We start from the raw sequence: 12172 nt of genomic DNA, 5'->3' as shown, positions 1-12172 counted from the left end.
TTACGGTGGGGGCGTGCGTATTTCCGAGGTCTCCGCTCGCTCCGGGGTGCCGGCCACGACGCTGCGCTACTACGAGTCCATGGGGTTGCTCGCCCCGCAGCGTTCGGATAACGGCTATCGGGCCTTCGACGAGCACGCGCTGGAGCGCCTGGAATTCATCGATGCCGCCAAGGAGCTGGGCCTGGAGCTGCCCGAGATCAAGAACCTGCTGGATCTGGCCGATACGGGGACCTGCACAAAGGTCAAAGCCGCCTTGCAACCGCTGCTCACCGAGCAGCTGACGCAGGTCGAGGAGAACCTGGCCAAGCTCACCAGACTCCACGAGCACCTCAACGCCGCCAGCAGACACGTCATGGCGTGCCCGGACAGCCCCGAACGGTGCCGCTCGGAGTGCGCGTTCCTGGTGCTCTCGGACTCCCCGGGCCAGCGATGGATTGATGAAGACGGACGCGCGAGACGCCGGAGTCACTGGCAGGACATCCTTCAACACTGTCCGGTGTTAGTCGATGGTGACTCCCTCGTGGTCGACCTGCCCATCGAGCGACTCATCGAGGTCTCGGCGCTTGCTCGGATCGAGCATGACAACGACTGCAGCACCACCCTCGCGTTACGGCTGGAGGGTGGTCGGTGCACCTTGACCGTGTCCGTCCAAGACCGGAAGACCTCCATAGTTTTCGAGGCCCTACGCGGGGTCCAAGCTGTCCCTGCGGGAGGTGACCCTCGGCCCGGGGTGATCAGGGACTGGTAGGCGCCGGCGCTGTGGGTGGCCACGTGGGGCGGCCCTTGTATGGTGGCGGCACACCCACGTCCCACCCGCCCGGAGGACACACCATGACCGTCCCTGACGACCCCGCGCAGTCCCCGAACACCGCGGTGGTCACCCGGCTGGTCCAGGAGGTATTGGTTGGCGGGGACCTTCAGGTTCTGGACGAGCTCTACACCCCGGCCATGGCCCCGGTCGCCCGGCGCTGGATCGCACCGTTCCGCGCCGCTTTCCCCGATACCCGTATGCAGATCGTGCAACTGGTCAGCGACGGTGACACGGTAGCCGCCCGGTTCCGGTGTTCCGGCACCCACCTCGGTGACTGGCGTGGTTACACGCCCACGGGCCGGCGGTTCGAGAACATCGACGAGGTGTACTTCTTCACCTTCCGCGACGGTCTGATCGCCAAGGCCTGGGGTTTGGAAGACACCCTGGAACGCTTCCGCCAATTAGGGCTACGCCCTTAGAACGGCTGCGCGCCCACCGGCGGGCCGGGCCTTTGACCAGGTTGGAGCGAAGAGTGTCAGCTCGAACGCGACGACGCATGGAGCTGCCCACGCCCTCCGGTGAGTCCCATCGATCTCAGGACCAGGTCTCACGGGGGCGGCCGTGGCCGAAAACGGTTTACATATGGCCGGTTAGCGGCTTAACACCAGGATGGTTCTAACCGTGGACGCAGCTTCGGCCATGTTCCACGGGGACCGTCTTCCTCTAGGACTGGAGTTCGTCTTCCGACGGGATAGCGATGATTTGAGCTCGCTTGACCCTCTCCCGGCGCAAGGTAGTTCCAGGTGTGAAGATATGGCATTGCAATCGCCATTCTTCACCGTCCGGTTGCCCGAGGATACCCATAACGGGTCGGGGGCACCGCGCCGGTTCATATGCAGCGATAGTGCTCAGGGTAGCCCGGTCAGCTTCACTGGGAACAGGTGATCCCCCGGGGTGGGTGTGCCAGTCCCCGAGGTAGGCCAACCGCCTTCCGGACCGTTCGTACAGCTCGGCTATCCGCTCAGCCTGCCAATCGGCGTCCGGTACGAAGGTCGTCTGACCGTGAGCAGCATGGGGTCCAGGGCCGATGGCCTCGGTGATGTAGATACGTTGTCCGGCCCTCCAGCCGAGTAGCACCCCGCCGGTTTCTCGGGGTGCTACTCGGCTGGCTTCGGCCGTCAAAGTGGGCCAGACGGTGGGGGCCAGCCAGACGGTCAGGAGTGTTCGCACTGGTCGTGTCGTGTGAGGGTGTGGGCAGACCAAGTGGGGATGGTGGGACCGCCGTCCGGGTCATGAAGGACGACGGTGGCCGCGTCGAAGACCGGCTTGCCGCCTAGCTCGGCAACAATCGTGCGTACCGCGTGCAGTGCGACTTCGCTCAGATCGTGGGCGGCCCCGATGAAGGTCGGCTCAGCACACCCCACTGGTTGGGTGGGCGGGGCAGGATTCGCCGGTGGGATGGGCATAGTTCCATCGACACGGTGGTACTGGAAGCAGGCAAAGCACCAGTCTGCCTCCGCGGGCACACGTACGACGCTGCCGCCCCAGGCCCCGTTCGTCGCCTCGGCCAATACCCAGGCGGTGGAGGTGCGGGCGGCGAGGGCGGCGGTCAGCTCCTGCACTCCGACTTCGGCGGTGGCGTCGACAACCAGGTCCGTCTGTGCGAACTCCTCGCCGAGAATCCGGCGCTGTTCTTCTCCGCTGGTCACTCCGCCCACGGCGAAGTTTCCGGATCGGACTGCAGTGTAGGGATGTGTGTCCTGAACCAGGGCGGCGACCGCAGCAGCCTTGTTCATGCCCACCTGACTCATGGTGCAAGCGTGACGTGCCAGGTTCCCTGCCTCGAGAACGTCCCCGTCGAGAATGGTCAGCTCTCCGACTCCCGCCCGAGCCAGATGTTGGGCGATGACACTGCCCAGGGCGCCAGCCCCGATCAAGAGCACTCGGCGGTCGCTTAAGGCCGTCAGCTCCGGGGTCCGGGCGCGAAAATCTCCGACGCCAACACGGCCGGCGCGCACTAACTGATAGGTCGGGTCCCCAACACGCGGAGAACGGCGGGCAGGGTGGCCCGAACGGCGTTCCTTCCGTGCGGGCTTGATGAGCTCCCCTTCGATGCGGACGAGCAGCACCCATCCTGTGCCGGTGGAGTTCCGGGCATGTTCCTCAGGGAAGGCGACCAGCCGAAATTGATACGTTCGACCACCGATGAGGCAGCCCTGGCATGAGACGGGGTCGGCTTCCTCGGCGGCTCCCCAGATGGCCTGTGCGCTGTCCGCTGCCACGGGGGCAGACAAGGTTCCCCATCGTCCTTGAACTTCCATGGAGCCTTGAGACAGCTGGGCTATGGAAGCGGGCAGGGTTGCCACCGGGGTTCCATCGCTGCCGGTCAAGGAAGCGATGGTGAAACTGGTGCGCCTGGTTTCGTCCAGTGGCAACGAACCCTGGATCCGCAACGTGGCCATGCCAGCTGCAGGATGGGCCGGAAGTCGCCAGTCACTGTCTACCAGCACGACAGCGTTGGAGGCATAAGCGCTGTAGTAGTCGGAGAACGGTTCCCCCTGATCTTCCTCGCCGTCGCCTCCGGCCCCGGACATGCCCAGTTCGAGGACGGTGCTGAGCTGAGAGGTGATTAGCCACGCGAGAGTGTCCCTTGGTTGCCAGGCCCGGGAAGCGCGGCCAATCAAGCACAGGTTTTTCCCGAACGGGTGCTGGTGGTGGCCCATTGCCAAGGAATGGGCGCGGACGTCGGGGCGGACGTGAGGGTAGAACTCGGGGAACGTCGCCGTCAGCCCTAGCTCTCCTCGGCCGGTGTATCTATCGGGCACCATCAGTTCCCACCGGATGACTCCGCTTTGGCGAGCCTGGTCGTCTGCGATCACAGCGATCCCGGCCGCCTCCAGCTCGTCGTACTCAAACTGGAGGCGACCGGGGTACTGCTCCCACCAGGTGGGGAAGGTGCTCATCGTCAGCCGACCGGGCGATGGTTCGGGGGGCGGGGCGGATTGGGCGGTCCCGGCGGCACGTCAGGCTTGTTCGGGTGGACGGGGTGTGCGGGCTTGTCCGGGTGGACGGGGTGCTCAGGCTTGTTGGGGTGGTCAGGTTTAGCCAAGGTGTCCACCTCCTTTCTGCGTCATGGAGATAAGTACCTCCATGAGAAATCATCCTCCTCCAGTCGGACACGATAAGCGTCATCTCGCCCAGGACTGTCGCAACTCCGGGTGATTCTTAGAAGTGGTTTCAATAGTCTTTGCGGGGCAGTCGCCGGGCGCAGATGACGGTGATGGCCAGGGTCGCTACGGCGGTGACCGTGGCCGCGCTGCGGTCGTATCGGATGGCCAGGCGGCGGAAGGCCAGCAACCAGGCGATGGTGCGTTCCACGACCCAGCGGTAGCGGCCCAGGCGTTCGCTGGAGTCCACCCCGATCCGGGCGATGCGGGCGGTAATTCCGCGTCGGCGCAGGTAGCGGCGCACCCTCTTGTTGTCGTAGGCCTTGTCCGCGTGCAACTTGACCGGTCGGCGCCGTGGCCGGCCACGGACTGGGCCTTTGACCGGGCTCAGTCCGTCCAGGATCGGCTCCACGAGCATGGAGTCGTGCCGGTTGGCCCCGGTGATCGCCACTGCCAAAGGCAGCCCGTCGGCGGTGACCAGCAGGTGGTACTTGGTGCCGAGTTTGCCGCGGTCAGTGGGGTTGGGCCCGGTCAGCTCGCCCCCTTTTTCGCCCGGACACTGACCGAGTCCAAAGACGCTCTCGACCAGTCCAGCGCCCCGTCCTGCCCAAGCTGGTCGAGGACGGCGTGGTGGAGCTTCTCCCATACTCCGGCCTCCTGCCAGGCGCGCAGTCGGCGCCAGCAGGTGATCCCGGAGCCGAAGCCCAGCTCCACGGGCAGTTTCTTCCAGGCGATGCCGTGCTCGGCCACGAACAGGATGCCGTTGAGGGCCGCTCGGTCATCCACGCGCGGTCGCCCGGTGCGCCCGTTCTTCGCCCGCGGGGGCGGTGGGATCAAGGGTTCCAGCAACTCCCACAACTGGTCGCTGACCAGCCGCCTGGAGGTCTTCTGACTCGTCATAGCAGCCATGATCACCAGCCGGGTGGACACCGCTCAATGCCTCACCCATAACTATTGAAACCATTTCTAAGGACTGCCAGAACACCCGGGCCGAGGTGCTGCAGAACGAGTCCAAGGTGAAGACGAGTTTCACCACCACCAAGCGGTGCACCGTCAAGGGCGGACGCTGGGTGACCACCTGGGACGGGCGCACCCACACCTCGGCCACCACGGTGCAGATCGACCACACCGTGCCGGTGCACGAGGCCTGGGGCTCCGGGGCGCGGGGCTGGAGCCAGACCAAGCGGGTGGCGTTCTACAACGACCTCGGTGATCACCGCACGCTCAGCGCCCAGACCTCCAAGCTGAACTCCACCAAGCAGGCCCGCGGCCCCGAGGAGTGGATGCCGCCCAAGCACCGCTGCGCCTATGTGGGGGAGTGGGTGGCGGTGAAGATCCGCTGGGGCCTGAAGGTCGACAGCAAGGAGAAGGCCGCACTGACCCGGATCGCCGCGGCCTGCCCCAACGTGACCATCAAGGTCGCCAAGGCCTGACCGGGCTCACGATGTGCCAGCGGGCCGGACACCGCAACGGTGTCCGGCCCGATCAGCGCTTCGCCGGCGAAGAACCACTCATCATGGGAATGGCCCTTCCAACGTTAGTCAGACAGTCCCATTCGAGGCGGTGCAGCAGTTGGCGACCGCCCTGGCCGCCAGCAACGAGTACTGGCAGCGGACCGTGCTCAAGCACCTGGGACTGGGGCTGGACCCTGACGAGGACATCACCCCGTTCCGCCGCTCAGTAGTGGTCCACGTCTTCCGGCCCGGCCGGTCCCCGGTGAAAGAGCGCTGGTACCGTCCCGAGAGCGACGTCGTGGCCGAGCTGGCCGTTCGCGGCTACATCGACGCCTCCGGGCGCGAGCTGTCGCTGACCGATACGGGCCTGACGGCCGCCGAGGTGCTGTGGCCGCGGTGCGTGCAGGTGGATTCCGGCACGAGGTTCATCTCCGGCTCTGATGCCTACGGGGTGATCCTTGGGGCGTTCGACGAGGAGGGGGCCCAGACCGTCGCACGGCTCCTGGAGGTCCAGGCCTGGACCAAGACATCCCCTCCGCACAGGACCCCTGCTACGACAGTCAGGCATGTGACGGAAGGTTGCGACAGTACGACGCACCCCCATTCCCCTTCGCACATGGGGTGATGGTGGTGGACAGCAGGAGTGGACGAAGGTCCTGGAGATCCACCGGGACGTCTTCATAGGGTGACCGCGGTTGCCCGGCGACCCCCATCACGGCGCAACCAGACCCCCTTCACCCTCCATCAGCGACGGCGCAGGACACCCCTGCCCTTGGGCTCCGTCGCGGAACAGGACCCACCATGCACGCTCCTTCTCCCCGGGCCCGTAAGATCGCCGGACTGTCCGCCGCCCCCATCGCCGTGCTCGTGGCCGGCGTGCTGGTCTGGCAGGGCTCCACCGCCGCCTTCACCGCCACCACCCGCAACGCCGGCAACTCCTGGGCCACCGGCCAGGTCGCCCTGACCGACGACGACAACGGCCGCGCCGGCTTCACCGTGGAGAACCTCGTCCCCGGGGCGACCGGTGAGAAGTGCATCGTGGTGACCTCCAACTCCACCGTCGCCGGGGAGGTGCGCGCCTACACCCAGAACCTCTCGGGTTCGGCCGCCGGGCTCGAGAACCACATCGACCTGCGCGTCGAGCGCGGCACGGGCGGTTCCTTCGACAACTGCGACGACTTCAGCCCCGTGCCCGGCGCCCTGCCGGCCCAGTCGCTGTCCACCCTGGCCCAGGTCAACAACGACTACGCCACCGGCGGCGCCCGGTGGCAGACGGCCGGCACGGCCGGGGAGTCGACGACCTACCGCGGCACTTGGACGTTCGACACCACCGGCCTGACCCCGCAGCAGATCGACGCCCTGCAAGGCGCGAACGTGAGCGTGGACCTGGTCTGGGAGCTGCAGAGCAACGACCCCGCCTGATCCCTCCTCGTGACGAGCCGGACCCACCACGAGCCCAGCCCCACCGCCGAGCCGACACCTGACACGGTGACGGCCGCGCTGTGGGGCTGGGTCCGGCTGTGCACCGGCGCCGCCGCCCAGATCTACCTCGTGCTGCTGGCCACCCTGACGGCCATCGCCCTGATCCCGGCCCTGTTCGGCTGGCACTCCACCGTCATCGAGACCGGGTCGATGGAACCGCACATCGACCCGGGTGACGTCGTCGTGCTCGCCGACCTGCCGGATGACCGACCGGTGCCGCTCGGTGGGGTCGTGCAGTTCATCAGCCCCGCCGAGGCCCAGCCCAGCGGGGTGGAGCGCCCGATCCTGCACCGGATCGTGATCGACCACGAGGACGGCACCTACGCCACCGCCGGAGACGCCAATGCCGAGGTGGACTCCACCCCGCTGGTCCGCGAGCAGATCATCGGCCAGGCCCGCCTTCTGGTTCCGTTCATCGGGCTCCCCTCATTGTGGCTGGGTGCCGGCCAGCACCTGTCCCTGGGCCTGTGGGCCGCAGCCACCGTGGCGGCCTTGCTGATTGCTCTGGCCGTCTTCGTCCCGCGGGCACGCGACGACGACGACCAGGAGGGCGAGGAAGTAGAGGACGACACTCAGGAGCTTCCGGTGCTCGCCCGCCGCGGCGCCCTGGCCGTGGCCGGCACCGCGGTCCTGGCCGGGCTGACGGCCTGGCCGGTGCCGCCGAGCACCGCGGCGTTCACTGCTCGAACCGGCACCAGCGCTTCCTGGCGGTACGTGGGCATGCCGGCGATCACCCTGGGGCGAGCCAGGGACTACGCGCTCCTGGCCTCCGGTCGCCTCACCGACCACACCCCCGGCGGGCACCCCACCTCGGTCGGCGGCAGTGTGGGCACCTACCCCGGTCTGGCCATCGAGAATCTGCAGTCCAGCGGATCTCGGCGCAACGTCACCGGGACGGTCGAGCCCGGCACCACGGCGGCCGCCGGCGCCATGACCGACGCCCGTGCCCTCGAGGCCGCCCTGCTCGCCCGCCCGGCGACTGTCAGCCGCCCCACGGTGCTGACGGGCAGGATCACGCCGGGGATCTACACGAGCACCACCGGGACCTTCACCGTCACCGGTGACCTGACCCTGGATGCCCAAGGGGACCCTGGCGCGCAGTTCATCTTCCGTGCCGCCACCATCACCGCCGCGGACGGCAGCCGCGTGCTCCTGAGCAACCAGGCAAGAGCGGCCAACGTCTACTGGGCTTCGACCGGCAGCATCACCCTGGGCATCAGCACCACCGCCCGGGGTGCTTACCTGGCTCGCGGCAGCATCGCGGCCAACACCACCACCGGCAGCCCCACCCAGCGGCTCACCCTGGAGGGACGCCTGATCAGCCTGGGCACTGCCGCCGGCGGCGGGGTCGTCGAGGTAAACCGACCCATCATCACGATCCCCACCTGAGACGACGCGAACTCCACACGGTGTTAAAGCCTTCGCCTCCTCTGGGCCTCCTCCACCGTTAAAGCGACAGTCCCCGGCGTCTCGACCTCGGCGAGGGAGAGCACCTCGGTCCCGCCGTATCTCAGCTGGGTGATGGCCCTCATCGTTCTGCGCGGATGCCGAGTGCGTGAGTTCATGGTGTTCTCCTGTCTCAGTCGGTTCATGGGCATCGCCGGAGGGTTGAAGGGTGCAGTTCCAGTCATCGGTGAGCCGTGACCGGCGCCCTCTGCTGCCGCACTGAGTGCACGACGGCGGCCGTCGCGAGAGGGACGACAACATAGGCGGCCATCACGATCAGGCTCGCCTGTGCGGAGAGGTAGGCACCTTGCATCTCGGCTGCTCCGGTGGTGAGGAGTGCTGAGGACGCCGGCAGCGGTAGGCGGCTGACGATGGTCTCCGCCCACACCAGGCGGATGAAGCTGAGGATGCCGGGCAGCAGCAGGACGAGCAGTCCGTTCCGGAAGGCGATCGCACCGATGTGCTCCGCGGCGGTGGTGCCGCCGCAGCGCTGGGTGAGCTCGTGTGCCTCGATCATGACCGAGACCTTCCTGGGCGGTGGCGGGCCTGTGTGCGCATCCCATGACCTGACCTTCCGGTAGGGGTCTTGGCAGGCCCCCACGCGACGTCCCGGTGGTAGTTGGTGTCCCACCGCCAGGAGGCCCGCACCGCGGCACCGAGGCAGATGGCTGTGAACAGGACGGGGACTCTTCTTGGGTTCACGTTTGCTGCTGGATGCGAGCGGCTTCCCGGTCCGGGCTGGTCGCCATGGTTGCCGGCGACGCGGTGCGCGGCCAGGTCCAGGCGGAGCGCAGGATGAAGACCAGGAGCAGCACCTCGATGGTGATGTGGAAGCCGTAGTAGAAGGCCCAGTCCAAGGACGTCCCTGCCGCGTTGAACACCATGACGGGGATGTAGAGCGCTGCCACGACGAGGTTCGCGGCGCGGTTCACACCGGCGGGCAGCGTCATGGAGAGCACCACCATCAGGGCCGGGATCCCGATGACCACGACGAAAAGGGTCAACATCGTCGGGGTGATGGCGAACTCGAAGATGCCGCCACCCCGGATCTGGTCGATGGCGCCGGGCTGGTAGAGGTGGAAGTAGTCGATGTAGATGACGAAGAACATCAAGCTGGTCCAAGCTGCCGCGAGTTTGGCCTGCACCGGGATCCGCTGGTCTTCCAGCGCGGTGGTGTGTCGACGTGTTCTCATCATGGGCTCCGTTGTGGTGGTGAGGACCGGCAGGTCCTCGGGTTTCGTCGAACGCGCGACTTACGATTGTAGGGGTGATCACCAGCGTAGACTTACAGGCGTAAGTGCGCAAGGATGGGAAAATGACGCGACGCACACCACTGAGCAGGGAGAGGATCATCGACGCCGCCGCCGCGGTCGCCGACCGCGCGGGTGTCGCCGCCGTGAGCATGCGCAGTGTCGCGAAGGCGCTCGGCGTCGAGGCGATGTCGCTCTACCATCACGTCCCCAGCAAGGAGGCGCTGCTCGACGACCTCGCCGACTGGGTGTTCGAGAGGATCGAACTGCCCCAGGTCGGCGCTACCTGGCGAGAGGCGCTGACCGGCCGGGCACGATCGGCACGGTCGGTGCTCACCGCCCATCCGTGGGCGCTCGGGATGATGGAATCGCGCCCCCACCCCGGCCCAGCGCTGCTGCAGCACCACGACCGTCTCCTCGGCGTGCTGATGACCGAGGGCTTCAGCGCCGCGCTGGCAACACACGCGTTCTCCGCGATCGACGCCTACGTGTACGGGTTCGCGCTGACGTGGACGAGCCTGCCGTTCGAACCGGGGGACGGCGCCGAGGAAGCGTTCGCCCTCAAGGTCGCGGCGTCGGCGGAGCTGTATCCGCACATTGCGCGCTCGCGCGCCGAGCTGCTGGGCGATGGCGCCTACGCGTTCGCGGACGAGTTCGACTATGGGTTGGAGCTGCTCCTGGAGGGCCTGGAGCGCCGGGTCGCCGACGAGAGCCCCGCGCGAGGCGAGTGCTAGCGCATGGCCGTGCGGACATGAGAGCGATCGTCCATGACCGCTACGGGTCGCCCGATGTGCTGCGGCTCGACGATATCGCCACGCCGACCCCGGGGAGAGGCCAGGTGCTCGTGCGGGTAATCGCGACCTCGGTCAATCTGAGCGATTGGGAGGGGCTGCACGGGTCGCCCGCCTATGCCCGATTCGGCGGCCTGTTCAGACCCGCCCGCCGCACACTCGGTTCGGACATCGCGGGAGTGGTCCAGGCAGTGGGCGCAGGGGTCACGCTGTTCCGGGTCGGTGACGATGTCTACGGCGACAATCTCACTCTGAAAGGCGGCTTCGCGGAGTACGCCGTGGCGCCCGAGCACGCTCTCGCGCTCAAGCCGGCCGGACTGTCATTTGCCGAGGCGTCGACACTGCCGCAGTCGGGGGCGATCGCGGTGCAAGCCGTTGCGCGCGCGAAGCCCGGTGAGCGGATGCTGATCAACGGCGCAGGCGGAGGAACTGGGGCGTTCGCGCTCCGGCTCGCCGCTGCTTCCGGCATCCGTGTCACGGCCGTGGACAACGCCGGCAAGCTCGACTTCATGCGATCCCTGGGGGCCGCCGAGGTCATCGACCATCGCGCCGACGACTTCACGCGCACCGGTCCGTACGACCTCATCATCGACCTCGTCGCCCGACGGTCGGTGTTCGCGTATCGCCGTGCGCTCGCCCCCGGTGGCACGTACCTGATCGTCGGCGGGACGACGCGCGCCCTGCTGCGAGTGGTGACGGTCGGCGCACTGATCGGCGCGATGACGGGTCGGCGTTTGGGGGTTCTCGCCGTCAAGCCGGGTCCGGCGCATTTCTCGCCTCTTGCCGACCGATGCGTCGCGGGAGATGTCCGCATCCACATCGACCGCGTGTTCCCCCTCGAGCAGGTGCCCGAAGCGCTCACCTACGTCGGCGACGGCCGCGCGCTCGGCAAAGTGGTGGTCGAGGTGCGAGCAGGTGCCGACTGAAGACCGCGCGAACCTACGAGAGGGTCAATCCCCACATCTCGAGGAGCCGGAAGGCCGCGGCGACGAACAGCAGACCGGTTTGCACGAGGTCTTCGAACCGGTCGATGATGCCGGCGAACAGCAGGACGACCACGACCGTGGGGGCCACGTACAGCCACAGATCTTGGATGTGGAATCGCGCCCCGACCCCGGTCCAGGGCTGCTGCAGCACCACGACCATCTCCTCGGTGTGCTGATGGCTGAGGCCTTCAGCGCCGAGGACGCGTTCCCTTGCGGCGCATGCTCCCCAGGTATCGGCGGGGCGCTACAGAGCGTGGAGGTATCGCCGGGTGTATTGCTGCTGCAGGCGATGGCTGATCGGTGCCAGGGCGCGGGACCACCAGACGCCTGGCCGGGAGAAGGCGGTGATGGTGAACACGACCGCGTCATCGTCCCGCCAGTCGAGGCAGAACCTCTCCTCGCCCTGCTCGGGGTGGCCTTGCAGGGTCCCGTAGGCGAAGCCCCGCCGGCGCTCCTCCTCCACCACGTAGATCACCTGGCATCCGAAGGAGATCCGCAGCATGTGCCGGCCCAGGCGCAGACGGACGCGGCTACCCTGCTCGACCCGGGGTGTGGTGGCCTCGACGGTTAGGCCGGCTGCTCGGTGCATCTGCCAGCTCATCAGGCGTTCGGTGGCGCGGCGGAACATCGACTCCCCGTGTCCGATGACTCGCTGGGCCCTCAGATGGTCGTATCCGTCGGGCAACTGCCCGGCGGTAGCGCCGACCTCCGGGTAGGTCAGTGGGCGGTCGAGCAAAGTCATAGCGCTCACTATGCCAAGGGAGCGCTTTGCATATGGCCTGGCTGCCGGTCACGGCCTATGAGGGGGACGTTGCAGAATGGGTTGGTTTTCACCGTGTTTGCCA

General features: G+C 67.3%; 15 protein-coding genes. 8 read left to right on the top strand and 7 right to left on the bottom strand.

The features are described from left to right. Positions 1 to 13 precede the first annotated feature (13 nt). Both ACZ2G1_RS03595 and ACZ2G1_RS03590 read left to right on the top strand, forming a co-directional pair. Entirely contained in the window at positions 14 to 748 is a 735-nt protein-coding gene (locus ACZ2G1_RS03595; protein WP_284563863.1) for a MerR family transcriptional regulator, read from the top strand. A gap of 83 nt (positions 749 to 831) precedes the next feature. Further along, the gene (locus ACZ2G1_RS03590; RefSeq protein ID WP_284563864.1) at positions 832 to 1230 is read left to right on the top strand and encodes an ester cyclase; all 399 of its coding nucleotides are present in this window, start codon (positions 832 to 834) and stop codon (positions 1228 to 1230) included. 244 nt (positions 1231 to 1474) lie between these two features. On the opposite strand, the gene ACZ2G1_RS03585 is transcribed toward ACZ2G1_RS03590, so the two are convergent. From ACZ2G1_RS03585 to ACZ2G1_RS03575, 3 genes are all read right to left on the bottom strand, one after another. After that, positions 1475 to 1888, bottom strand: a complete 414-nt coding sequence (locus ACZ2G1_RS03585; protein ID WP_470377710.1) for a Mov34/MPN/PAD-1 family protein — start codon at positions 1886 to 1888, stop codon at positions 1475 to 1477. A 77-nt stretch (positions 1889 to 1965) separates the two neighbouring features. Beyond that, positions 1966 to 3714 carry a ThiF family adenylyltransferase gene (locus tag ACZ2G1_RS03580; protein ID WP_144999515.1) on the bottom strand — a complete coding sequence of 583 codons (1749 nt, stop codon included), beginning with the start codon at positions 3712 to 3714 and terminating at the stop codon, positions 1966 to 1968. 274 nt (positions 3715 to 3988) lie between these two features. Then, positions 3989 to 4818 (bottom strand): IS5 family transposase gene (locus ACZ2G1_RS03575; RefSeq protein ID WP_470376678.1). Its coding sequence is split into 2 segments (ribosomal slippage): positions 3989 to 4467 and positions 4467 to 4818, totalling 831 coding nucleotides; the frame shifts between segments, so codons are not numbered across the junction. Between the two features lie 95 nt (positions 4819 to 4913). Here ACZ2G1_RS03575 and ACZ2G1_RS03570 point away from each other — a divergent pair. The 4 genes from ACZ2G1_RS03570 (at position 4914) to ACZ2G1_RS03555 (ending at position 8243) form a co-directional block, all read left to right on the top strand. After that, a complete protein-coding gene (locus ACZ2G1_RS03570) occupies positions 4914 to 5351 on the top strand; it encodes an HNH endonuclease family protein (RefSeq protein WP_470377492.1) in 438 nt (145 codons plus the stop codon). Positions 5352 to 5481: 130 nt separating this feature from the next. Next, positions 5482 to 5997 (top strand): hypothetical protein, encoded by a 516-nt coding sequence (locus tag ACZ2G1_RS03565; RefSeq protein WP_470377491.1) that lies wholly within the window; start codon positions 5482 to 5484, stop codon positions 5995 to 5997. A gap of 176 nt (positions 5998 to 6173) precedes the next feature. After that, positions 6174 to 6794 carry a hypothetical protein gene (locus ACZ2G1_RS03560; RefSeq protein ID WP_470377490.1) on the top strand — a complete coding sequence of 207 codons (621 nt, stop codon included), beginning with the start codon at positions 6174 to 6176 and terminating at the stop codon, positions 6792 to 6794. A gap of 9 nt (positions 6795 to 6803) precedes the next feature. After that, positions 6804 to 8243, top strand: a complete 1440-nt coding sequence (locus ACZ2G1_RS03555) for a signal peptidase I (RefSeq protein WP_470377489.1) — start codon at positions 6804 to 6806, stop codon at positions 8241 to 8243. Between the two features lie 238 nt (positions 8244 to 8481). Here ACZ2G1_RS03555 and ACZ2G1_RS03550 read toward each other — a convergent pair whose 3' ends face one another. Both ACZ2G1_RS03550 and ACZ2G1_RS03545 read right to left on the bottom strand, forming a co-directional pair. Beyond that, on the bottom strand, positions 8482 to 8817 hold the full coding sequence (locus ACZ2G1_RS03550) for a hypothetical protein (RefSeq protein WP_197722634.1): 336 nt from the start codon (positions 8815 to 8817) through the stop codon (positions 8482 to 8484). Positions 8818 to 8998: 181 nt separating this feature from the next. Beyond that, positions 8999 to 9496 (bottom strand): DUF6326 family protein, encoded by a 498-nt coding sequence (locus ACZ2G1_RS03545; RefSeq protein WP_470377488.1) that lies wholly within the window; start codon positions 9494 to 9496, stop codon positions 8999 to 9001. A gap of 119 nt (positions 9497 to 9615) precedes the next feature. On the opposite strand from ACZ2G1_RS03545, the gene ACZ2G1_RS03540 reads away from it, so the two are divergent. Next, complete coding sequence (locus tag ACZ2G1_RS03540; RefSeq protein ID WP_109269321.1) at positions 9616 to 10284, top strand: TetR/AcrR family transcriptional regulator C-terminal domain-containing protein; 669 nt, start codon at positions 9616 to 9618, stop codon at positions 10282 to 10284. Between the two features lie 17 nt (positions 10285 to 10301). After that, on the top strand, positions 10302 to 11267 hold the full coding sequence (locus tag ACZ2G1_RS03535) for an NAD(P)-dependent alcohol dehydrogenase (protein WP_470377487.1): 966 nt from the start codon (positions 10302 to 10304) through the stop codon (positions 11265 to 11267). 13 nt (positions 11268 to 11280) lie between these two features. Here ACZ2G1_RS03535 and ACZ2G1_RS03530 read toward each other — a convergent pair whose 3' ends face one another. Beyond that, positions 11281 to 11481 carry a hypothetical protein gene (locus tag ACZ2G1_RS03530; RefSeq protein WP_136341387.1) on the bottom strand — a complete coding sequence of 67 codons (201 nt, stop codon included), beginning with the start codon at positions 11479 to 11481 and terminating at the stop codon, positions 11281 to 11283. Positions 11482 to 11571: 90 nt separating this feature from the next. Further along, positions 11572 to 12069, bottom strand: coding sequence for a DUF1990 family protein (locus ACZ2G1_RS03525; protein ID WP_115162715.1), 498 nt, complete (start codon positions 12067 to 12069; stop codon positions 11572 to 11574). Between the last annotated feature and the right edge of the window lie 103 nt (positions 12070 to 12172).

Source organism: Kocuria sp. KKT182, assembly GCF_055635395.1.
This window is presented reverse-complemented; position numbering and strand designations above follow the sequence as displayed.